The sequence below is a fragment of the Sulfurimonas sp. genome (assembly GCF_026991475.1).
Taxonomy (GTDB): domain Bacteria; phylum Campylobacterota; class Campylobacteria; order Campylobacterales; family Sulfurimonadaceae; genus Sulfurimonas.
Genome location: NZ_JALXBK010000106.1, coordinates 1 through 23,367 on the forward strand (window position 1 = coordinate 1; position 23,367 = coordinate 23,367).

24 protein-coding genes are annotated in these 23,367 nt (G+C 35.6%); 3 read left to right on the forward strand and 21 right to left on the reverse strand.

All coding sequences use genetic code 11. The features are described from left to right. Nucleotides 1-1,024: leucyl aminopeptidase family protein (locus MV589_RS08870; protein WP_297434012.1), on the reverse strand; the 1,024-nt coding region annotated here is incomplete at its 3' end. 154 nt (nt 1,025-1,178) lie between these two features. Here MV589_RS08870 and MV589_RS08875 point away from each other — a divergent pair. Beyond that, nucleotides 1,179-2,030 (forward strand): diguanylate cyclase domain-containing protein, encoded by an 852-nt coding sequence (locus MV589_RS08875; RefSeq protein WP_297434014.1) that lies wholly within the window; start codon nt 1,179-1,181, stop codon nt 2,028-2,030. Nucleotides 2,031-2,039: 9 nt separating this feature from the next. Here the strand turns inward: MV589_RS08875 and trpB are convergent, their stop codons facing one another. From trpB to folD, 7 genes are read right to left on the reverse strand one after another with little or no spacing between them, the layout of a single operon-like run. Beyond that, the gene (gene trpB / locus MV589_RS08880) at nt 2,040-3,239 is read right to left on the reverse strand and encodes a tryptophan synthase subunit beta (protein ID WP_297434015.1); all 1,200 of its coding nucleotides are present in this window, start codon (nt 3,237-3,239) and stop codon (nt 2,040-2,042) included. Further along, nucleotides 3,239-3,790 carry an adenine phosphoribosyltransferase gene (locus MV589_RS08885; protein ID WP_297434097.1) on the reverse strand — a complete coding sequence of 184 codons (552 nt, stop codon included), beginning with the start codon at nt 3,788-3,790 and terminating at the stop codon, nt 3,239-3,241. The genes trpB and MV589_RS08885 overlap by 1 nt, the downstream gene beginning before the upstream one ends. 3 nt (nt 3,791-3,793) lie before the next feature. Continuing rightward, the gene (locus tag MV589_RS08890) at nt 3,794-4,126 is read right to left on the reverse strand and encodes a hypothetical protein (protein WP_297434017.1); all 333 of its coding nucleotides are present in this window, start codon (nt 4,124-4,126) and stop codon (nt 3,794-3,796) included. A gap of 12 nt (nt 4,127-4,138) precedes the next feature. After that, nucleotides 4,139-4,570, reverse strand: coding sequence for a ribose 5-phosphate isomerase B (gene rpiB / locus MV589_RS08895; RefSeq protein ID WP_297434019.1), 432 nt, complete (start codon nt 4,568-4,570; stop codon nt 4,139-4,141). A gap of 13 nt (nt 4,571-4,583) precedes the next feature. Beyond that, complete coding sequence (locus MV589_RS08900) at nt 4,584-5,261, reverse strand: site-2 protease family protein (protein WP_297434021.1); 678 nt, start codon at nt 5,259-5,261, stop codon at nt 4,584-4,586. Further along, the gene (lepB, locus tag MV589_RS08905) at nt 5,248-6,057 is read right to left on the reverse strand and encodes a signal peptidase I (protein ID WP_297434023.1); all 810 of its coding nucleotides are present in this window, start codon (nt 6,055-6,057) and stop codon (nt 5,248-5,250) included. Before lepB ends, MV589_RS08900 begins: the two co-directional genes overlap by 14 nt. Nucleotides 6,058-6,061: 4 nt before the next feature. Beyond that, nucleotides 6,062-6,925, reverse strand: coding sequence for a bifunctional methylenetetrahydrofolate dehydrogenase/methenyltetrahydrofolate cyclohydrolase FolD (folD, locus tag MV589_RS08910; protein ID WP_297434025.1), 864 nt, complete (start codon nt 6,923-6,925; stop codon nt 6,062-6,064). A 60-nt stretch (nt 6,926-6,985) separates the two neighbouring features. Here folD and MV589_RS08915 point away from each other — a divergent pair, with 60 nt between their 5' ends. Beyond that, complete coding sequence (locus MV589_RS08915) at nt 6,986-7,336, forward strand: c-type cytochrome (protein WP_297434027.1); 351 nt, start codon at nt 6,986-6,988, stop codon at nt 7,334-7,336. Then, complete coding sequence (locus MV589_RS08920; protein WP_297434029.1) at nt 7,326-8,243, forward strand: HpcH/HpaI aldolase/citrate lyase family protein; 918 nt, start codon at nt 7,326-7,328, stop codon at nt 8,241-8,243. The genes MV589_RS08915 and MV589_RS08920 overlap by 11 nt, the downstream gene beginning before the upstream one ends. A 113-nt stretch (nt 8,244-8,356) precedes the next feature. On the opposite strand, the gene MV589_RS08925 is transcribed toward MV589_RS08920, so the two are convergent. From MV589_RS08925 to MV589_RS08985, 13 genes are all read right to left on the reverse strand, one after another. Then, entirely contained in the window at nt 8,357-9,598 is a 1,242-nt protein-coding gene (locus tag MV589_RS08925; RefSeq protein ID WP_297434031.1) for a hypothetical protein, read from the reverse strand. 74 nt (nt 9,599-9,672) lie between these two features. Continuing rightward, complete coding sequence (locus MV589_RS08930) at nt 9,673-9,987, reverse strand: hypothetical protein (protein WP_297434033.1); 315 nt, start codon at nt 9,985-9,987, stop codon at nt 9,673-9,675. Beyond that, nucleotides 9,987-10,385: a chaperone NapD gene (locus tag MV589_RS08935; protein ID WP_297434036.1), complete on the reverse strand. Its 399-nt coding sequence runs from the start codon at nt 10,383-10,385 to the stop codon at nt 9,987-9,989. Before MV589_RS08935 ends, MV589_RS08930 begins: the two co-directional genes overlap by 1 nt. Before the next feature lie 18 nt (nt 10,386-10,403). Then, the gene (locus tag MV589_RS08940; RefSeq protein ID WP_297434038.1) at nt 10,404-10,850 is read right to left on the reverse strand and encodes a PAS domain-containing protein; all 447 of its coding nucleotides are present in this window, start codon (nt 10,848-10,850) and stop codon (nt 10,404-10,406) included. Nucleotides 10,851-10,860: 10 nt separating this feature from the next. Next, nucleotides 10,861-11,814, reverse strand: coding sequence for a WD40 repeat domain-containing protein (locus MV589_RS08945; RefSeq protein ID WP_297434040.1), 954 nt, complete (start codon nt 11,812-11,814; stop codon nt 10,861-10,863). Then, on the reverse strand, nt 11,802-12,314 hold the full coding sequence (locus MV589_RS08950) for a ferredoxin-type protein NapF (protein WP_297434042.1): 513 nt from the start codon (nt 12,312-12,314) through the stop codon (nt 11,802-11,804). Before MV589_RS08950 ends, MV589_RS08945 begins: the two co-directional genes overlap by 13 nt. Nucleotides 12,315-12,321: 7 nt before the next feature. Beyond that, entirely contained in the window at nt 12,322-13,008 is a 687-nt protein-coding gene (locus MV589_RS08955; RefSeq protein ID WP_297434044.1) for a nitrate reductase cytochrome c-type subunit, read from the reverse strand. 1 nt (nt 13,009) lies between these two features. After that, entirely contained in the window at nt 13,010-13,840 is an 831-nt protein-coding gene (gene napH / locus MV589_RS08960) for a quinol dehydrogenase ferredoxin subunit NapH (protein WP_297434046.1), read from the reverse strand. Continuing rightward, nucleotides 13,833-14,645 (reverse strand): ferredoxin-type protein NapG, encoded by an 813-nt coding sequence (gene napG / locus MV589_RS08965; protein WP_297434048.1) that lies wholly within the window; start codon nt 14,643-14,645, stop codon nt 13,833-13,835. Before napG ends, napH begins: the two co-directional genes overlap by 8 nt. A gap of 19 nt (nt 14,646-14,664) precedes the next feature. Beyond that, entirely contained in the window at nt 14,665-17,514 is a 2,850-nt protein-coding gene (gene napA / locus MV589_RS08970) for a nitrate reductase catalytic subunit NapA (RefSeq protein WP_297434050.1), read from the reverse strand. A gap of 196 nt (nt 17,515-17,710) precedes the next feature. Further along, the gene (locus tag MV589_RS08975; RefSeq protein ID WP_297434053.1) at nt 17,711-19,009 is read right to left on the reverse strand and encodes a TolC family protein; all 1,299 of its coding nucleotides are present in this window, start codon (nt 19,007-19,009) and stop codon (nt 17,711-17,713) included. Then, entirely contained in the window at nt 19,009-22,155 is a 3,147-nt protein-coding gene (locus tag MV589_RS08980) for an efflux RND transporter permease subunit (RefSeq protein ID WP_297434055.1), read from the reverse strand. Before MV589_RS08980 ends, MV589_RS08975 begins: the two co-directional genes overlap by 1 nt. After that, a complete protein-coding gene (locus MV589_RS08985) occupies nt 22,156-23,331 on the reverse strand; it encodes an efflux RND transporter periplasmic adaptor subunit (protein ID WP_297434057.1) in 1,176 nt (391 codons plus the stop codon). Nucleotides 23,332-23,367: the final 36 nt, after the last annotated feature.

Sequence of the window (23,367 nt, forward strand, 5' to 3'; positions counted from 1 at the left end):
CAAAATCAAAAAGATAGTCTGGCTCTTTTACCTTGTCTTGTGCATAATCAAGAACATCTGCAAGCACTAAACGCCCCTCTGCATCAGTGTTGCGTACTTCAATAGTGTCACCTTTACGAGATACAAGCACATCATCCGGTTTGTACGCATCACCACCTATCATATTTTCAACTGCTCCGACAAAGGCATGAACCTCAATGTCAAGTTTGAGCTCACTTACTGCTTTGATGATGCCTAGAACTGCACATGCTCCAGCTTTGTCCATCTTCATAGTCACCATTGAAGTAGCAGGTTTGAGGCTGAGTCCGCCACTATCATAAGTAAGTCCTTTTCCTACAAGTGCTATGCGTTTTTTTGCATTTTGTGGTTTGTATGCAAGGTGGATAAGTTTACTCCCATGACGTGAAGCGCGACCAACTGCAAGCATTGCTTCACAGCGCTCTTTTTTGAGTGCTTTTTCATCTAAAATATTACACTCAAGTTGATTTTGACGTGCAAGTTTTTTTGCAAGTTTTGCTAATGTCTCAGGATGCATGTCATCAGGAGCTGTGTTTACAATATCTCGTGTAAAGCAAGTCGCTTCAGAAACGACTACAGCCTCTTGGAAAGCTTGTGTGAGCTCTTTTACATTTTCACATGTCAAGTACAATGTTTTTAGCTTTGATTTTTTTGATTTTGATTTATAAGTATTGAATTCATATCCACCAAGAATAAAACCTTCTATAAGGGGACGAATACTTTTTTCATTGACATCGATTGAGAGAGATTTGTAACTAAAGCCTTTAATTGCTTTTGCAATCGTTGCTGCAGCTGTTCGAAGATTTTCATCAGTATGATCTTCTATACCGCAAAACAGAAGTGATTTGCCATGCATACCGCAAACAGTGTCTTGATCTGCACGAAAGCCTGCTTTTTTAAGTGTTTTTTTGAATTTTGCCTTTTCGAGGCGCTCAGGTGTGATCAATTTTACCGTCAAGTTCTCTTTGGCATCGAAATTTTTTGTATCTATAAGTTCTATTTTCATTTGTTTGTTCCATTTAGTAATTTCTTTGACATATATTAGCAAAATATTAGAAACAGTTTCCTTTTAGAAGAGAAAAAACATATTTTATGATAAAATCAGATTTATGATAAACAAACAGATATTAATATTAGAATTAAATCAAAAAAACTTTCATGTGTTAGAGAGTCTTTTTGAAAAAGAGGGATATAAATCGTATCCGGTTGTTGATGTTGAAAGTTTTAAAAATATTAGTTTAAAAAATGAAGATTTGGCGCTTATCATTGTCAATGCCCATGTGGAATATGCGACAGTGCAGGACGTGCTTAAATATGCTCAAATAAGTGCAAACTTACATGTGCCGGTTATTTATGTCGATAGCGCAAAAGAACACGACAGTAAGAAACTTGTTGAATGTTTTAAAGCAGGAGTAAATGATTATATTAAAAAACCTTTTAATTCTCAGGAAATTATAGCAAGAGTAAAATACCATAGTGAAGAGTTTTGCAAACTTTATGAATATAAAATTCGTGTAGATAAACTTGGAAATTTAGCAACCATAGACCAACTCTCAAAAACAACTTCAAAAATGCAAATGCAAGCTGTATTAAAACATCAAATAAACTACTGTAAGCGTTATACAACAAAGGCTACTGTTATGTATTTACGCTTACTAAGTATTGATAAATTTATTGGAACTTTTGGTTTGCCATCTGGTGAAAAAGTTATTTCAAAATTTGCAAAAGAGTTAAAGGCTTCAATAAGAGATGCAGATATGATTTCACGTTGGGGTGGGGCTGATTTTGTTATTTTATTGCCAAATACAGCAGTAAAATCAGCTGAAGTTATTAGTAAAAAGTTAAAGGCGAAATTGTCAAATATGACGATTATGAATGGTGCAAACCCTGAACTTGCTTTTGGTGTGAGTGAACTTCAAAATGATGATGACCCGCAAGAGGTCATATCTAGAGTACAGTATGCCCTCAGCGAAGCGAAAAAGCAAACATATGGGAAGATTGCTATAGCTTAAGCTTTACTTTTAATCAAAATGTAGTAAATCTTTTGCTTGTATCATGTCTTTATCACCACGACCAGAAAGATTGACAATGACAAGTTTGTCTTTTATATCTGGTAACTTTTTCAAGTAAGCTACGGCATGTGAACTCTCAAACGCAGGAATGATTCCCTCTTTTTGAGAGAGCCATACAAAGGCATCAAGTGCTTCTTGGTCGGTGATGTTATCGTACATTACATTTTTATGGTCTTTGTGAAAAGCGTGTTCTGGTCCAATGCCCGGATAATCAAGTCCTGCAGAGATAGAGTGTGCTTCAAGTATCTGTCCATCTTCATCTTGCAAAAGGTAAGACATTTGTCCATGAAGTACACCTGGTCGTCCTTTTTCTAGTGAGCAACCATGTTTATTTGTCTCAACTCCAAGTCCACCTGCTTCTATTCCTATACATTGAACATCTTTGTCTTCTAAAAAGTGTTGAAACATTCCTATGGCATTACTCCCTCCACCAATGCAGGCAATAATATAATCAGGAAGTTTTTGCTCTTTTTCAAGAATTTGTTGTCTTGCTTCCCAACCAATGATGGCTTGAAAATCTCTTACCATCATAGGGTAGGGGTGTGGACCTGCAACTGTACCAATAATATAAAAAGTATCTCTTGCATTTGTAACCCAGTGACGGATGGCATCATTCATAGCATCTTTAAGTGTTCTGCTGCCACTTTCTACGGAGTTTACTTTTGCTCCAAGAAGCTTCATACGAAAGACGTTTAACTCTTGACGTGCAACATCCTTTGCACCCATAAATATTTCGCACTCCAAACCAAGTAGAGCAGCGATGGTTGCAGTTGCCACACCATGTTGTCCTGCACCTGTTTCAGCTATGACCTTTTTATAGCCAAGTCGTTTTGCCATAAGTCCTTGTGCTATAACATTGTTTACTTTATGTGCACCTGTATGGTTTAAATCTTCTCGTTTAAAGTAAACTTTTGCTCCAAGTTCATTAGAGATATTCTCAGCATAAAAAAGTGGAGAAGGGCGACCTACATAATCTTTAAGATAGTAGTGAACTTCACTCCAAAAATCTTTGTCAAAACGGATTTTTTCATACTCTTCTTTAAGCTCTAAAAGAGCTGGCATAAGTGTTTCAGGAACATAGCGACCGCCAAAGATTCCGAAATGCCCATTCTCATCGGGATCAAATTTTGATTTACTAGGAATATACATTAATTAACCTCTATAACTGAGTAAACTTCTGTTTGCTCTTGTAATTTTTTCACACCATCTAAAAAAGTAAGTGCTATGATAAAGCAGCACTCTACGCACTCTGCACCTGTTTGCTTGACAAGTTTTGCTGCTGCGTTTGCGGTGCCTCCAGTTGCTATTAAATCATCTATGACTAAAACTCTTGCACCTTTTTTTTCACCAAAAGCATCAATATGTACTTCAATTTCATCAACACCATACTCTAAGGCGTATTTTTCGCTAATAGTAGTATAAGGAAGTTTGCCTTTTTTGCGGATGGGAACAAAGCTAAGACCAAGCATTTGGGCAAGTGCCGCACCAAAGATAAAGCCACGAGCATCTATGCCTGCAATGTAATCAAGATTGTACGATTTGTAACGAGAAGCGAGATGATTCATCAGAGTTGCATAAGCTTCTTTATTATTTAAAAGTGTAGTAATATCTTTAAAAACAATCCCAGGTTTTGGAAAATCTTTGATGTCTCTTATTGAATTTTCTATAATGTTTCTTTCATCTGCACTAAGCATTCTTATCCTTTATAAAAGAGCGTCAATGCGACCTTCTAATGCTTTTATTTTTGCATTAAGACGATCGACCTCTTGTCTATGTTTTGAGTTTCTTTGTTTGAGTACTTTTAACTCATTTCTTAGTTTTGTCAACTCATCACTTAGTATATCAACATTTCCAAGAGCACGTTGTAGTTGTATTTGATACTTTCGTATCAAAATCTCTGCTTCTTGCAGTGTTAATTTCATCAAGTCATTGCTGCGTTGCTCTTTGTTTGTAATACTTTTAAAATAAAACATTTTTACAAAAAGATATATCGCAACTATTGAGAGTATTGTTAAGAGTGACCATTGCCAAAACATAAACAGCTTTCCTTAGTCGATTTCTATTTTAGCGACTCTGTTTATATGACGACCGCCTTCAAAAGAGCTAGCAAGCCATGCATCTATAATAGACTCTGCAACACCTTTTCCAACTATGCGTTCTCCATAACAGAGGATATTTGCATCATTGTGTCCACGTGCTACCATCGCTGTATAAGCATCATGGCAGAGTGCAGCACGGATTCCATGATGTTTGTTTGCTGCCATACTCATACCAATTCCGCTTCCACATATTAAAATACCTTGACTTCCCTCATCTTCTAAAACCGCAGTAGCTACTTTATGTGCATAATCAGGGTAATCTACTCTATCTTTTGTATATGGACCCAAATCAGTAACATCGTGTCCTTTTGCTCTTAATAGCTCTACTGTCCAATCTTTAAGATCCACTCCCGCGTGGTCTGTTCCTATATAAAATTTCATAATAATTGCTCCTTTAAGATAATAGTAAATGTATAATAAATTGTACAGGCATAAAGAGTAAATATTCATTAAGTGGTGTCATTAAAATAATAAGCACAATGAACATTCCATATCTGTCATACTTGTAATAAAACCCTGCTATAGAGTTGATTTTGTATTTTAACGCAAGGTGCATTAAAAAATGGCCTCCATCAAATTGTGGAATAGGTAAAAGATTAAATACTCCTAAGACAACATTGATGATAAGTAACTGATAAACAAGAATATATGTAAAAACATAAAACATTGAGTCTGCAGTTGTTGGGGCACTCATAACAGTTAAGCCAATCGCAGCAAAAGCACCGAGAGTAAAGTTATATACTATTCCTGCTAAATCAACCTGCATGGCAGCATTATATCCACCGCGTCTCATAACTTTAGCCATATCAATAGGAACAGGTTTTGCCCAACCAAAAAGAATACCACCTGATGTCCCTAAAAGCAGAGGTATAAAATACAGAGTCGCAGGAACAATAATAGTTCCTAGTAAATCAATATGTACCAAAGGATTGATAGTAAGACGACCTGCATTTTTTGCAGTATCATCTCCATACATATGTGCAACCCAACCGTGCATAATCTCATGTCCAATAATTGCAATAGCAAGTGCTAAAACAGCAGCTATTACTTTTAGTATATCAAGTAATTCCATAGTACTTTTTATCTTCTTTTATTCTCTCTTGTCTTGCTTTATTCATATAAAAAGGCTTTTCAAGTTCAGTTGGAGTTTTCCCCATTCTATCCCATCTTATTCGCCAGTTTTTATCTATTGAAAAGTAGATGAACCAAGGTGTTCCTTCTATGTTTTCATAAGGTACTGGACCCCAAAAACGGCTATCATTTGAGTGGTCACGATTGTCACCCATCATAAAATATTTGTTTTTTGGAACTTTTATAGGATCAAAAAAGAAGATAGGCATAGGATTACGTCCATCTTCTATGATTTTTGGATCATGATGAATACCAGGATGTTTCTTCATATATGGATTTTTTACCCAGAGTTCATTATTATAAGTTTCTGTTTTATAGTTTTTATAGTGTTTCTTTATCCATGCATCACCCTCTCTAAAGTGAATATAAAGATTTTTATTTGCCACAAAAAGTTCATCTCCAGGGAGTGCAACACAGCGTTTAACAAAGTGTTCTTTAATATTTCCTGGATATCTGAAAATAACAATATCGCCGCGTTTAGGAGTATCTCCATCAACAAGTTTTAAGCTTTTTGTCCATGGAAAAAGTGGAACTTCTAAAAATGGAATGTATGGCATAGGAATACCATATGCGAATTTTTTAGCAAAAAGATGGTCTCCAATAAGAAGAGAGTCTTTCATACTTCCACTAGGGATTCTAAAGGCTTGTGCAACAAAAAAGATAACAAAAAGAACTATGACTATAGTTCCCGTCCACGAATTTGAAAATTTATATGCTTTATGTAGAATTTTTTTCATATAGTTAGACTTCTATTTTTTTAGCTGCGTTTAGTTTTGCAGCTTTTAGTGTGTTACTCATAAGCATGGCAATTGTCATTGGTCCTACACCACCTGGAACAGGCGTAATATATGAACATTTTTTGCTTACATTTTCAAAGTCAACATCTCCAACAAGCTTTCCATTTTCAGCTCTGTTAATTCCAATATCTACGATGATAGCACCATCTTTAATCATATCTTCTTTTATAAGATTAATTACACCTACACCTACTAAAATGATGTCTGCGTTTAATGTATGCTTTTTTAAGTTATCTGTAAATATATGACAAATTTCTACTGTTGCATCTGCGTTTAGCAGTAGTGAAGCCATTGGCTTTCCTACTATATTTGAAGCTCCCACGACACAACAGTTCTTTCCTTTTACATCTATGTTATATTCAGCTAACATCTCCATAACACCAAGTGGAGTACATGGCACAAAACCGTCAAGATTAGTTACTAAACGCCCCACATTGTATGGGTGAAAACCATCTACATCTTTTGCAGGATCAACGAGTTCTAAAATTTTTGTTGTATCTATATGTGAAGGAAGTGGGAGTTGTATTAAAATACCATCAATATTTGGATTTTGATTCATCATAACAATGGTATTTTCAATAGCCTCTTGAGAGATATCTTCTGGCATTTCGTGAGAGACTGAATAAAATCCCATTCTATCACATGCTTTTTTCTTCATACTGACATACGCAGCACTTGCTGGGTCTTGTCCTACTAAAATAACAGCTAAACCAGGTGTTACATCTACCTCTTCTTTAATCTTTGTAACCTCTTTTATAACATTGTCTTCAATCTTTTTTGCAAGTTTTTTACCATCAAGAATCTGCATTTAAACCTCATAAATTATTTTTTTGTTATTATACTCTTTTAAAATAATAATAGGCTAATAATGAAATTTATATTTTTTTCCCTCTTCCCTTTTCTTCTTTTTGCTACAAGTGATTTTATCACTCCAATGGAATATGCATCGCAACTCTATAAAAATCCTAGAGGAATAGGGTGTCAAAAGTGTCATGGAAATAATGGCGAAGGTATGTTGATAGCAAAGTATATGCATAAAAATAGAAAAAAAAGTTTTGTTGCTCCTCAAATAAATAATATAGCATTTGATGAATTTTACAAAACAATTAACAGTCGTACAAAAGGAATGCCAAGATATTTTTTAACAAAACAAGAGATAAAAGCACTCTATTTTTATTTACATCCAAATGATAAGAAAAAGGTGAAAGATGTTAAGTGAAATAGAAGAAGCTTATAAAAATAGAGATCTTGTAGCACTTGATGCACTTGCAAAGCCCACGATGAGAGAGCTAAATAAACGCAGTGATTATCGTTCGGTGCTTATGCTCTCATGTAACAACATTAAACATCTATCAAAAATTGCATCACTTGAAGCTGATTGTATTATGTTAAACTTAGAAGATGGTGTAAGCAGAGAGGATAAGCCCTTTGCTCTTGTCCTTGCTGCTATATTCATAGCTAGAACACAAAAGAGTGATAAAAAACTTGTAGTAAGGGTAAATGCACTAGAGGAGGGCGGATATGAGGAGATAACCTATCTTAATCAGTTTATGCCTGATGCTATTCGTGTTCCTAAAATTCAAAACAGACAAGAGGTCATTAGTGTTTTGGCACTGCTTAATGAGGGCATAGAACTACATCTCTCTATTGAAACTGCTCAGGCGTGGCATAATCTTCATAAATTGGCTGTAAATAAACGTGTGACTGGCTTTTATTTGGGCATACTCGATCTGTTTGCAGACATGGGACTTTCTCACTCTTTGATAAATTTAGATAATCCTACTATGCATTATATGCTTTCACATTTTTTAGTTACGACAAAAGCTATGAAAGTAAAACCTATCTCTTTTGTTTTTCAAGAGTATAAAGACAGCGATACATTTACAAAATGGTTGGAACTTGAAAAAAGAATGGGCTATGATGCAAAAGGGTGTATATCTCCAAAACAGGTAACTTTGGTAAATGAAATTTTTGTAGATAAAGAAAAAGAGATAAAAAGAGCACAGACAATAGTAAAACTATTTGAGATGCACAGAGATGAGGGCATTACAGGTTTTGTGGATGAAGAGTATGGTTTTATTGATGAGCCTATTTATAAAGGGGCATTAAATACTTTAAAAAGATAAAATGGAAGAAAAAAAGAAGTGAAAATAGAGAACAGAAAGACTGTTCTCTAGCTATATCAGGCACCACGTCCTGATATAAGTGAAATTTAAAATCGAAAGAAAGAAGAATAAGACTAGAATTTATAGTCTAATTGTACCCAACCTTTTGTTACATCTTTTGTATAACCTGTAACATCACCACTCATGTAATAAGCATATTTCACTAAACCTTTGAGGTTTTTAAAACCTGGAATTGCATTTACATAAACTGCATCAAATTCTGAACCTAAATCATCTGTCGCTGTTCCTGTTGGTGTTGCCATGTCTTTATCTGCAGTAAAGTTATGATAAACAGCAAGAACTTTACCAAATCCTTTTGCTTTATATCCAAGACGAATATTTGCATCTTGTAAACCACCAGTTGGAGTTGCTAAGAATTTATCTGCCCAACCATTAAATTTATGACCTGTCGCAAGTGGAGTTGAAAAAGCTGTATTACCATCTGTCCCATTTGTACCACTAAGTACTTCATAATTAACACCAGCTAGAATACCAGAGATATTTGCACCTAAATCTAAGTTATAGTAATAAGCATCAGCTTTTGGTTTTCCAGCACTACCTGTTTCAAGTGTTGCATCTTTTTGAATTGCATACTCTGCACGATATGATAATTTAGCGCCAGCATCAACTTTACCTGTAAGTGCTAAACCATAAGTATCGTGAATTGAACTTAGGAGATAACCATAACCAGTTACACTTAACTCTTTCATTACCTTGTAGTTAGCATGTAATAAAACTGAATTTGTGTCTGCAGTTGTTGTTCCTTTAACGCCAGCAAAACCATATACATAAGCAGCTAATAAGCTTAAGTTTTTAATAGAACTATTTGCTGCATAAACAGTATCATAAGAACGTTCCATTTGTCTCCAACCAACTGTACCAATAAAACGTTGATTATCAAGATTTACATGAGAACGACCAGCATGTAAAGCAGTCTTTCCTAGTGTATAATCAAGAGAAGCTTCCGAAAGCATTGCAGCTTGAGGATCTACGATTTTATCATATGTAGTTTCACCATTTTGAGTACTATTATAATTAGTATAACCAAAGTTATTTACACCTTGAAGACCAACTGTAGCTGTTAAACCATCAACACCTAAAAGACCGCCAGTAACAACTAAATGAGTACGAGCTGTGAATGCATTTCCTGCATCTACACCATTATCCTTCACGTCAGCATACTCATAACGAGGACGAATCTCACCTTTCACTTTCACATTATTTAAAATATTGATGCCATCATTAGCACTAGCGCTTACAGATAGACCACCAACCATTAATGGCACTGCTGCCATAGATAATAACAATCTTTTCATATTTATCCTTTTTTTATTAAATCAACTAAATTATATCTTAATATAAAAATATAATTATTGATTTATATCAATTTTTATGCTTGCTCTTTGGGTTCAACTATTGGAGTAATAGGTTCACCACGCTCTTCTTCTATCTTTTCTCGATGCTCTGCCATTTTTACTCGAAGTTCATCTATAACCACTTGAGGAACATTTTCATCTTTGAGCCATTTGACTTCATCAATGTGTCCACCATACTCAGCACCCATTGCTTCTATTTTTTTTTCGTACTCATCTAAATCAAAACAAGCTTCTACACGCACATCATCTTCATCGATGGCATCTTCAATCTCAATATACCATTTGCCACTGTCATCTAGTTTTATAGTAGAAGTAAAAACAACACCCATTATTTAACTCCATTTGGATTACTTAAATCTTTTGCAAACTCTTGTAGTTCAGCATCTCGTTTTTTAAGATCTCCATGGTATGTAACATTGTCAATATTTACATTATCATCTTTTAAAAGATTTGGAACAGCATCTGATTCATTAATGACTTTTATGTTTGCATCAAGTTCATCTTCAGAGTATGCCATTTGCATATCTGCTGTAATTACATGAGGAATAGCTTCAATGATTTTAAGTTTTCCAATCTCTTCACTAACATCTTCACCTTCAATAGTGACAATAATGCGTCCTTTCTCATCGTGCATATGATAATCACATGCTCCACAATTTTTTAAATTTTCTATAACTTCATCTAAAAACTTTGGTACAGTTTGTACCACTATGCTTGATATATTCATAAAATATTCTCCTTAATTTTATTCGTAAATAACTTTTCTAATTTTTTCACCGTCTTGGGCACGCATTTTATCATATAATATTTGATATTTGAGTTTTGTTTCATAAGATATTGGCGTTCGGAGTGATTTATACTCAACTAACTCGCCTTTTTTATATACACCAGAGACTATTGCCTCTACCCAATAAAAACCTTTGTCCTTACGGAGATTTTTTACTATGCCTATCCACTGTTTTTTAGCTTTTATAGTCTCCCATAAATCTCTAAACGCAGCACTTGGCATATCGGGATGTCTTACAATATTATGTGACTTTCCAAGGAGTTCATCTTCGTGGTAGCCACTAATATCACAAAAAGTCTCATTTGCATAAGTAATCTTACCACTTAGGTCTGTTCTTGAGATGATAAGCTCATCCTCTGGCACCTCGGTTTCAACTAAAAATTCACTCTCATCATATTCAACCATTTTCACTCCTCTATTTTACTTTGTAGTAACCAACATCAGCTGAATTACTATGAACAAAAAACTCTTTTTCATTTATAAAGTATATACCGTTGACCACTGCTTTTGTTGCTTTATATTTTCCTAAAGATTCTTTAGTTGTTGTATTGAATAGTTCGACATCATTATGAATGTCACAACTATATGCTGCTATTTTTCCACTTGGACTTAGACCTACGCCATAAATGAAAAACTTTGAAGTTTTATAGTATGCACTTGAAGTTTTAAGATTAAAAACTGCTGCACGCCTATCTTGTCCACCAGTGAGTACAATACCGTTTTTAAAATCAACATCAAAGAGGTTATCAACATTTTGCCCACTTAATGTTTTAAGAATTTTTCCATTCTTGACATTTATAATATGAACATTGCCACTCTCATCACCAACTGCGACTTTAGTGTGTTTATTATTTAAAGCAAAACTTGAGAATTTTGACATAGAAGCCTGTGTATCCCAGTTCATCTTTTTTGTTTGTATATTATAAGAGATAATATCATTACTGATAAGCGCTATTAAAATATTGTTTTTGTCAATAAATTTTGCTTGTATAATATTGAGTTTGTCTTTTTGTGAAATTATTTGTTTTAGTTTTTTGTTCTGATAAAAAGAGATTCTGCTGTATCCTCCATTATCTTGAGAAAGGATTAACAAAGTGTTATTTAATATATCAATATCAAATATTTTTGAGTCAATCTCATCACCCATAAAATCTTTGATTTTAGAGAGTTCTATAAAAGAGATTGCTTTTTTTGTTTTTGTATTAAAAACATCCACTTTTCCAACATCTGTTGCAATATATAAATTGCCTCTATTGTAGAGTACATCTGTTGCCAAACCTTTTGGAACTTTATATATATGTAGAGGCTCTATAAGCTTTTGTGCAAAAAGCGTTGAGAAGAGAAGAAATAAAACTACTATGTATCGCATGAACTAACCTTTTTAATATCTATGGCATCTGCAGGACATCTACTTATGCAAAATCCGCAACTTGTGCATTTTTCATTGATCTCAGGCATAAACATTGCCTTAAAATCAATGGCATCTTCATAACAGGGATCTTTACATGAAAAACACATAACTCCCTGCCAACTGTAACATTTATCTTTGTTTATTATTATACTGGCTTCTATTAAACGCTTGTTTTCTACAAGTAAAACATCACTAGGACAAGCAATAGCACACTCATCACAATAAGTACATCCTCTTTGAGAAAAATCTAAGTAAGGTGTTTTATCTTCACCTATTTTTATTATCTGTTCTTGACATAAAGAGACACATTGTCCTTCACAATTTTGACACTCTGTGGCAAAAGCATTAACATCACTATAATATGGAGGTCGTAAAACTACAACTTCTTCTATTTTCTTCTTTCTTACTGCCTCTTTAACAGAGGAAGAAAGAAAGCCAAACAGCTCTCTTCTCTTCATTTTCTAACTACTCTGATTTTTGAGTATTAATATCTTTCATCCATTTAGACTGATTCCAAGATGACTTACTAGCACCATTTGGAGCAGTGTAAACTGGTTTAAAAGTACTCTGATCTACAAGTTTATTAGTTGCTTGTGGAGCATGACATTGTGTACAGTTGAATCTACCTGGGTAGAGTTTATTTTCTTTATGATTGACTTTAATAGAAACATTTTTTTGTGATTCAGATGAACCATTTTTAATTACATGACCATTTTTTAAAATTTCAGTACCTTCAACTTCAGTTTTTGGTCTAAAGTTTGTAAAGTGTGAAATTGGAATTGGTGTTGCACCCATAGCTTTTGCAACATCTGGCATATGACATCCAAGACATGCATTGTTGTTTTTTGTAATTGGTACCAATCCCTCCACACTGTGTGGAATCATTGGTGGAGCATCTTGATATGCACGTTTAATTTTTTTTGCCGCTCCTGGAGGTGCTGCATGATAAGCAACTGTTGGTAAAGATACATCATCATTTAAAAGATCAACATCTTTAATGTACCCCATTCCCATAGCATTTGTTTTTGCTGTTGGTTTTACTACTACACTTTTTTTAGCTTTTGCTTGTGTTTGTGTATTCATACTACTACAGCCCACCAACAACAGACTTGCTGTTGCTAAACCTATTGTAATTTTTGTTAAAATTTTCATTTTACTCTCCCGTTTTCTTATTTTGAATCAAATCTCTTATTGAGAACCTTAAAGCATCATCATCACACACTTCTATACATCTTGCACAATTTGTACACTCACCTGAAAGTATAGGGAGTGATTCTTTACCTATCATGTGAAGTACCTGTTTTTCAGGACAAACTACTTTACATTTCATACAAAGAGTACAGTTTTCTTCTATGTGATGTACTCTAATAAAACTAAACTTTCCTAGAAGTGAATAAAATCCACCAAGTGGACAAATATGACCACACCATCCATTTTTTAATACAAACAGATCAAAAAGAAATATCATACCTATTGCAGCCCAGCCAAATCCCATACCAAAAACAATACCACGATGTAACATTGAAATTGGTGAGACAAACTCAAACGCAGCTATGCCCATAAAAGCTGATACAATTAAACTTAGTCCCAAAATCCAATATCTACTGTTTCTGCTTATTGGACTTCTCTCTAACTGTGCTCTATCTATATCGAAAACTCTTCTTAAGTAATTTGCACTATCTGTTACCATGTTTATAGGACAAACCCAAGAACAAAACGCTCTACCTCCAATAAGAAAGTAAAAAAGTGCAACAACGCCAACACCTATCAGTAAGTCTGACGCTATTACAGCACCAGCCACGACCATTTGCAATACAGCATAAGGATCACTCATTGGAATCTTACCAAAGAGTAGAGATGAAGTAAGATTTCCTTCTAAAATTTTCCAACCCCAAGCATTTGCACCAAAAAAGAGAACTAAAATTCCAATTTGTACAAATCTTCTAAGGATAAGATATCTGTAGTTATTCCATATTTTACTCATCTAACAAGCCTTCTAATCCAGCATTGAGCTTATCTACTGCTTTTTTCTTGCTAACTTGCGTTGTTGTATGAATAGCATGTGCATCTTTTAAGCGCGATTCGTCTTTTTTGTCCCAACCCTTAATGTAGTGACTTCCTGCTTTACCCATAGCTACTTCACGAGGTAGTACAAATATAGCTGGTTTTTCTGTGATACAAGCATGTTCACACATACCACAACCGGTACAAGCATCAGCATGAACTACTGGTTTTAAAAATGCATGTTTTCCAGTTCTTTTGTTTTGATCATACTCTATTGTTATGGCTTGCCCCATAATGGGACATGCTCTATAACACGCATCACATTGAATACCCCAAAAAGCTACACAGCTGTTTTCATCAATGACAGCTAGACCCATTTGTGCACTATTTATATCAAGCTTTCCATTTTTAGTGACACTAGCTTCATCTAATGCACCACTTGGACAAACAGGAACACAAGGAATATCTTCACACATATAACATGCTATATCTCTTGGTGTAAAAAATGGAGTTCCTATTGGCTTATGATCACCTGGCTCTGCTAGTTTTAGCGTATCGTAAGGACATGCTTCAACACATAAACCACACTTAATACAAGTCTTTAAAAAATCTTTTTCCGCTATTGCCGCAGGAGGACGAAGAACAAGTGGAGAGGCTTCCGCCTCATCCAAATAGGCACTCCATAAAAAACCGCCTACTGCTGCATATCCAACACCCTTAGCCATATTAAGAATAAATTTTCTTCTATCACTAACTGGCTGTTTTGCTTTTGAATGGTTACTCAAAATAACACTTCCTCTTTACTTATACTTTATAAATTTTTACAGCACACTTTTTGTAGTCTGTCTGTTTTGACATCGGACATGTTTGGTCAAGTGTAACTTTATTTATAAACACACGCTCATCAAACCAAGGAACAAATACTAATGGTTTTGGTGGTCTATTACGTCCACGAGTCTCAACACGAGCTTTTACTTTACCACGACGAGATTCAACCCAACATAGTTTACCATCTTCAAGACCTCTCTCTTTAGCTGTCTCTGGATTCATATAAACTAATGCTTCTGGTACAGCACGATATAATTCAGGTACACGCATAGTCATAGTTCCAGAGTGCCAGTGTTCAAGTACACGCCCTGTACATAACCATAAGTTATACTCTTCATCTGGCATTTCTGGAGGATCCATATATGGACGAGCAAATATTTTGGCTTTGTTCGCTAACGATTTTTTGGTTTTATCTGTTACATGTGTTAAATCACCAAATGGTAATTTTTTAGCAAGTGGACCATAGAATGCATATTGAGAACCTGTACCAGCTTCTTTTGCATGTTTCATTGCATATGGATCAAAATCAACATTAAATCTCCATGAAGTCTCTTTACCATTTACAACTGGCCATTTAAGACCACGAACTTTTTGATAAGTAACAAAGTCTGCCAAGTCATGACCATGACCACGACCAAAGAAAGCATACTCTTCCCAAAGGTATTGGTGAATCATAAATCCATACCCTTTAAAGACTTTCCCATCTGTTCCTACAACATTTCTTGCATCACCAAGACATTCCGAGTTGTCATAACCTTGTTGTGGAAATTTATCTAATGCAAGAGGATATTGTTTTTTCGCTCTTTCATTACCGTATAAGATTTCATACATAGTAGTATCTGGTTTATAACCCATTTTGTATGCTTCTTGGCGTACATCTGCAAGTTTTGTACCATTTCTAAGAGTATATGGTCCCCATAAGTCATCAACTGTAAAGCGTTTTGAAAGTTCTACCCATTGCCAAGTATCACTCATGGCGTGTCCTACTGGAAGTACTTGTTGTCTCCAGTGTTGTGAACGACGCTCTGCATTTCCGTATGCACCCCATTTTTCATAAATCATAGCAGATGGTAAAATAAGGTCAGATACCATTGAAGATATACCAGGATAACCATCAGATGTTACGATGAAGTTGTCCATTTCACGTGCTGCTTTGATCCAGTGTTTTGCATTTGCAGAATCTTGGTAAGCATTACAAACATTTACCCACGCAAATTTAATAAGACCATCTTCGATGTCTCTGTGAATTTTCATAATATGTTGATTTCCAACAGGATTAAGTGTTCCAGCAGGAATTTCCCATTTTTTCTCAACTTTTGCTCTATGATGAGGATTCTTAACCATCATATCAGCAGGTAAACGGTGAGCAAATGTACCAACTTCACGAGCAGTACCACAAGCAGATGGTTGACCAGTTAATGAGTATGCACCCGCACCTGGACGAGATTGTTTATTTACAAGGAAGTGAACATTGTATGCAAGTGTATTATCCCATGATCCACGAGTATGTTGGTTCATACCCATTGTCCAAAAACTTACAATTTTTCTTCCATCTTCTACATAAAGTGCTGCTAAATCTTGAAGTTTTTTCTTAAAACTATCAAGTGATTCTTCAGGATCACCTTTACAAAGATTTGCAGTGTACTCTAATGTATATGGAGCAAGAGATTTTTTATAATCTTCAAAAGTGATTTCATGATGTTTTAGAGTACCAGGAATGTTTTTCATAGTATCGCCAGCTTTATAACCATATGGCTCTAATGCAGGACCTTCGAGTTCTGAAACAACTTTACTCATCTCTTTATTATAAATTTCCATCTCTTTAGCATCATATTTACCAGCAGAACCATCAGGTCTTACAGGAGTAATAGATTTTTCGCCAGCTCTTCTGAAACCATAACCAATATTTACAGGACCAACTGCAAAAATAATGTTTTTCTTGATGAAATCCCAATCAATAGCTTCTGGATGATTGTAAACAATCTCACGAGCAAGGTAGTTCCAAAGGGCCAGGTCAGTATTTGGTCTAAAGATGATGTTAAAGTCACCTAAATCACAAGTACGGTGTGTATAAGTTTGAATATTTACAACTTTTACATTATCAGGATCAGATAATTTTCTGTCTGTTACACGAGACCAAAGAATTGGGTGCATTTCTGCCATATTTGAACCCCAAGTAACAATAGTATCTGTAAGTTCAATATCATCATAACAACCAGATGGTTCATCTATACCGAATGTTTGGTAAAAACCAACAACCGCAGATGCCATACAGTGACGAGCATTTGGATCAAAAGCATTTGATCTAAATCCACCTTTCATCATTTTTTGAGCAGCGTAACCTTCCATAATAGTATATTGACCAGATGCAAATACACCAACACCTTCAGGACCACTCTCTTTAAGTGCTTTTCTAATGTTTTTTTCCATCTCATCATAAGCTCTTTCCCAAGAAATAGGAGCGAATTTACCATGTTTGTCAAAATTACCTTTCTCATCCATACGAAGTAGTGGTTGTGTAAGTCTATCTGCACCATACATAATCTTCGCATTGAAGTAACCCTTAATACAGTTAAGACCACGATTTACCGGAGCTGCCGGGTCTCCTTTAACTGCAACGATTTTTCTATCTTTTCCATCGCCTGTTGTTGCAAGCATAATTCCACAACCAGTACCACAGAAACGACAAGCTGCCTTGTCCCATCTCCATTTAGATTCAGCTACTTTTGCATTAGCTTCCAACTCTGCTGGTACACTCATACCAATAGCTGCTGCTGCTGATGCTGCTGCTGAACTTTTTAGAAATTCTCTTCTTGAAAGTGACATGTTATCTCCTATGTAGATTAATATTGAACTAACTTAAATTGTCAATTTACATTTTTATAATAGCACTTTAATAGATAAAGTTTTTGACTTATATCAATATATTAGATAATTTGGTTAAGAATATTTTTATAGTGGATGATTCTGAGTAGATTTGTAACAGAAGATTATTATGTGATAGATGGAAAATAGTTAGAAACTATCTTCCAATAGCATTATCAAGATTGGCAATGGCTATATAATAATTATAATAGTCAACAATAAGTAACGCTTTTGCATCTATATACCCTTGTCTCGCCTGTTGTAGCTCGATATAATCCGATAAACCGTGCTCATATCTTTTGCCAGCTTGATCAAATTTTTGGGCTGATACAACCATAAGGCTTTGTGAAAGTGCCAAAGTGTCTTTTTTTCTATTTAGGTTTAAATAATCAAAAGTCACCTGCTTTTTTACCTGTAGTTTTAACTCTCGAAGCGCAAAGTTGGAACTACTTGCATTTATCTTGCTTTTTTGTACTTTTGCACTGCTCGCGCCGCCTTCATAAAGGTTCCAGCTCAAATTTATACCGACTTGCCATTGGTCTTCTGATCTGAGTAGCTGATATTTATCTAGTTTTTGTTTTGTATAACCTGCATCTAAGAATAGGGCAGGATAATATTCAGCTGAGTTGACCTTAGTAAGTGCTTTTTTACTTTTAATTTTTGTTTCATACTCTTTGATTATAGGCTTATTTATGTAAGCAAATTCAATAGAATCTTTTAAATTCAAATCATAAGATTTTACATGATTAGCCAAAGTATTAAGATTGAGTTTTGTTGCATATACTTTATAATCTGTATCTAAAGAGATGAAGCCAACCGCTTTATCTAGGAGTGCATAAGCTAGTTTTAAATTGTACTGTGCATTTTTTAAATCTATTTGAGACCTTATAAGGGCAACTTTCGCATCTGAAATGTCTATTTTTGTTCGAATACCTGCTTTGAAATATTGCTGTGCGCGATAGAGTTGGGCTTGAGTTAATTTGACATTTTCTCTTTGTACACTTATAAGAGATTTGGCTTTTAAAACATTATAGTATGCCTCTTTTACTTCTCTTTTTTTATCAGATATTTTTTGTATATTGCTAAACGCAGCATCTTGTGATTCATACTTTGTAAAGTCACTTGTTGAACCTGTTTTTCCAAAATCATACACAATTTGTTTAAGTGAAAGAGTTCCCATTAACAGAGTGTCATCTTTCATGATATTATTGTCTACAATACTACTTGAACCTATTTTACTTACAGCAGCTTGCATATCTACTTTTGGAAGATAGTTTGCGTTTGAAATTTTATGTTCTTGTTGTGCCGCTTCATAATTAAGCTCGCTAATTTTAAGCTCAGGGGCATTTTTTAAGGAGATGAGTATTAGCTCATCTACCGTATAAATTTCACTGGCTTGTGCATTGGCTATTAATCCTAGCAAAACTAATGATTTGAATAAAAACCTGTTTTTCATTAGATTGACTCCCTTCTTGCAACTTCATCTGCAACATTTACAAATTTTTCTCTCATGGTTTCAAGCAGTACATAAAGAACAGGAACAAAGAGTGTAGATATAAATGTCGCTGTAACCATACCAAACATAAGTACGATACCTATAGACTGCTGCGTAACAGCTCCTGCACCTGTGGCAAATGCAAGCGGAAAAATACCAAATAAAAATGATAAAATAGTCATCATAATAGCGCGAAAACGCAGTTTACCAGCGCTGATGGCAGCATCAACAATACTTTTACCACTTTCACGCAGCTCCTTGGCAAACTCAACAATTAAGATGGCGTTCTTGGCGGCGAGAGCGACAAGCAGAACAAGTCCGACTTGTGCAAAAGTGTTAAGTGGAATGCCTGCCCACATTAGACCTGCTACAGCACCAGCGATTACCATCGGTACTGAGAGTAAAATCATTAGTGGCAGTATCCAACTCTCATATTGTGCTGCAAGTACCAAAAAGACTACAAGTGTTACGAAAATAACGACGTAAATTTGTGCATTTCCTGCCAGCTTTTCTTGGTAACTCATACCTGCCCACTCATACCCGTAACTCTTTGGAAGCACTCTGTTTGCTATCTCTTGCATAGCTTTCATGGCTTCTCCAGAACTATGTCCAACAGCTGCAGCACCATTGATTTGGATGCTTCTGTACATATTGAAGTGGGTAAGATTTTGTGGTCCTGTTATCTCTTTGATTTTAACGAGTGCGCTTAGTGGTACCATTTTTCCCTTGATATTTTTAACAAAGAGCTTGTTGATGTCATTTTTGTCACTGCGGTACTCTTTGTCTGCTTGTACAAAGACACGAAAGACTTTACCAAATTTTGTAAAGTCATTGACATATATAGAACCGAGATAAATCTGCATAGTACTAAAGAGGTCTGCCATATTGACACCAAGAGCATTTGCTTTTTCTCTGTCTATTGTGATGTCATACATCGGGTAGTTGATAGAAAAAGTGGTAAAAGCATGTGATATTCTTGGGTCTGCGTTTGCCTCTTTGATTATTTCATCAGCGTAGTGTTTAAATGTAGCCAAATCACCTGAGAGATAATCTTGCAGTCTAAAGTCAAAGCCACCTACTGCGCCAATCCCCGGAATACCCGGAAGGTTAAACGCAGCGATATTCGCATCACTGAGATCTGCTGTTGCTTTGCGTATTTTTGCTATGACAGCATCAACACTTTGGTCAGGTTTTTTTCTTTGGATCCAATCTTTAAGTGTCACAAACATTGCTACAGAAGCACTATCAAGGGAAGATGTAACGATGTTGTAGCCATCAACGACAACTACATTTTTAATTTCAGGAATATTATATAGTCTTTTTTCTATCTGTTGGCGCATTTTTTCTGTCTGCACTAAAGAGGTTCCCGGCTTGAGACTTGCAGAGACTATACAAACCCCTTTATCTTCCGATGGTACAAACCCTGTAGGTGTAACACTAAAAAGATAGTATGTCAGGTAAAAAATACCACCAATAAGCACTAAGACAATGTAGCGTATTTTTATGAAATAAGTGATGGCTTTAGTATATTTTTCAGTTATTTTTTCAAACACTTCATCGAACTTTTTAAAGAAAATAAATTTCTCTTCACCTTTTTTTCTACGTTTTATGATGATAGAACTCAGTGCAGGAGAGAGAGTGAGTGCATTAAGCGAAGAGATAATAACGGCAAAAGAGATGGTAAGTGCGAACTGCTGGTAGAGTGCACCTGTGATTCCAGGCAGGAGTGAAACGGGTACAAATACTGCAACAAGTACAAGTGTCGTCGAGATGATAGGCCCAATGAGTTCTATCATAGATTTTTTTACGACTTGAGCAACTGTAAGCTCAGGTTCTTTTTCTAAAAGTACCTCAACATTTTCAACAACTAAAATAACATCATCCACAACAATACCGATGGCTAAAATAAGTCCAAAAAGCGTAAGGAAGTTGATGGAAAAACCATGTGCCATCTGCATAATCGCAAAGGTACCGATAAGTGAGACCGGAATAGCTACAGAAGCGATGACAGTCGGTCGCCATGAACCCAAAAATACAAAGATAATGAGAATAACAAGTGCAACGGCCATAAAGAGGTTTATAACAACATTCTTAATGGCAACTTTTACATATTTTGTGGTGTCATATGGAACACTCCAGTGTACTCCCGCAGGAAAACGTCGCTGAAGTCTCTCCATAGTCTCTTGTACTTTTTTGCGAATATCAAGTGCGTTGGCATCACCGAGTTGATAGACCCCGATAAGTCCCGCGGGTTTTTGCCCACTGATTGCATTCCAGTCGTAACTCTCACTCCCTAAAATAACACGAGAAACATTACTCAGATAGACTAAAGAACCGTCATCTTTATGTTTGAGAACGATTTTTTTAAACTCTGCCACATCTTTGAGCCTTCCTTCGGTGGTAAGTGTAAACTCCTGCTTTTGGTTCTTGAAGCTAGGCATTCCACCGACTTTTCCAATGGAGGCCTGTTTATTTTGACTCTTTACTGCGTTTACTACATCAAGTGGCGTGAGTCCGAGCGCTTTTATTTTATCGGGATTAAGCCAAACACGGATGGAGTATTTCTTCTCTCCCATGTTTTCAGCTTTCCCTACACCGGGAATACGTTTGATCTCATCAAGAACATTAATGTTTACAAAGTTAGATAAAAAAGAGGCGTTGTAACGCTTGTCTCCGGTAATGGTTATAAGACAGACAATGGAAGGGCTCTGCTTGTTTACTATAACACCTTGGGCAACAACTTCAGGTGGCAAGGATGCAGTAGCAGTAGAGACCTTGTTTTGCACATCGACTGCACCGATGTCTATGTCATAGCCCGGTTTAAAGTAGACATTGATGTTACTGCGTCCGCTTGAGGTAGAGGTAGAATCCATATAAATGACACCCTTGATGCCATTAAGCTTGTCCTCTAGTACACGTGTTACGGTATCTTCAACAACAAAAGCATTTGCACCTGTGTAGGTTGCACTGACTTTTACAGTAGGAGGGGCGACATCTGGGTACTCTGAGACAGGGAGAATGCCGAGTGAAACAAGCCCTGAAATGATAATAATAAGGGAGATGACTATCGCAAGGATAGGGCGCTTAATAAAAGTTACTGAAAACATCTACTTGACCTGCGGAGGAATGAGCTTGTTCTCTTTTATTATGGCATCAATTCCTTTCTCTTTAGTGACATCTATTGCTTTTACTTTCATTCCCGGTCTGAGTTTAATTAATCCAGAGATAATGACTCTATCACCATCTTTGAGACCCTTTTGAACACTTACATAGTACCTTGTGCCATAGCCTGTTGTGATGTCGGCTCTTTTTACACTTGCGTTGTTATCAACAATATAGACATATTTTCCAAGTTGGTCATCCATGATAATTTCTGGTGGAATCATTTTAAATTTGTATTTCTCACTAATAAATACATTAACATATACAAAAGTACCTGGGAGTATTTGCGTATTTGGATTTTTAATGATTGCTCTCATTGTAATGGTTGAGGTAAGTGGATCTACTGTGTTGTTGGAAAAATCTACATAGCCATCAAGGCGTATATCTTCATTGGCACCTTTATACTCAATAAAAGCATCCAAATCCTTTTTATCTCTATACTTTTGCATAATCATTGCATCATTTTGAGAGGGAGAAAAGTAGGCATAGAGAGGATTGTATCGTACAATGGTTGTAAGCAGGGTTGACTCACCTTGACCGATGAGATTGCCAACATCTATATGTCTTGCGCTTACTTTTCCTGAAATTGGTGCTTTTATAATGGTATAACTAAGTTGGATCTGTGCCTCTTTTATTTTTGCCGCATCGCCTAATATAGCTGCGTTTAGAGATGCCAATTTCGCTTGATACTGCTCTAGTGTTGCACGAGGAGCGAGACCTTCTTTTACAAGAGGAGTATATCTTTGCACATCTGCTTTTGCAAGTGCGAGTGCCGCTTTATCTTGGGCTTCTTTTGCCTTAGCACCATTGAGTGCAGCAATATATTCATCTTGTTGGATTTTAAAAAGTTTTTGCCCCTTTTTTACATAATCCCCATCTTTAAAGTATATTTTCTCTAAAATACCAGAAACACGAGCGCGTACCTCTTGATGAGAACTAGCTCTTGTCTTTCCTGTGAAAATTTCCCAAATAGGTACTTTTTTTGTCTTAATTATAATTGTTTTTACCTTGAGAGGAGGAGGTGTTCTTTTTATCTGTTTTACTTCATCTTTGCCACATCCACCAAACAGAAGAATGGAACTAAAAAGTACAAAAAAGAGCTGTTTGTTGAGTAGAGTCATTATAATAAAACCTTAAATAATATTGAATAGGCTTAT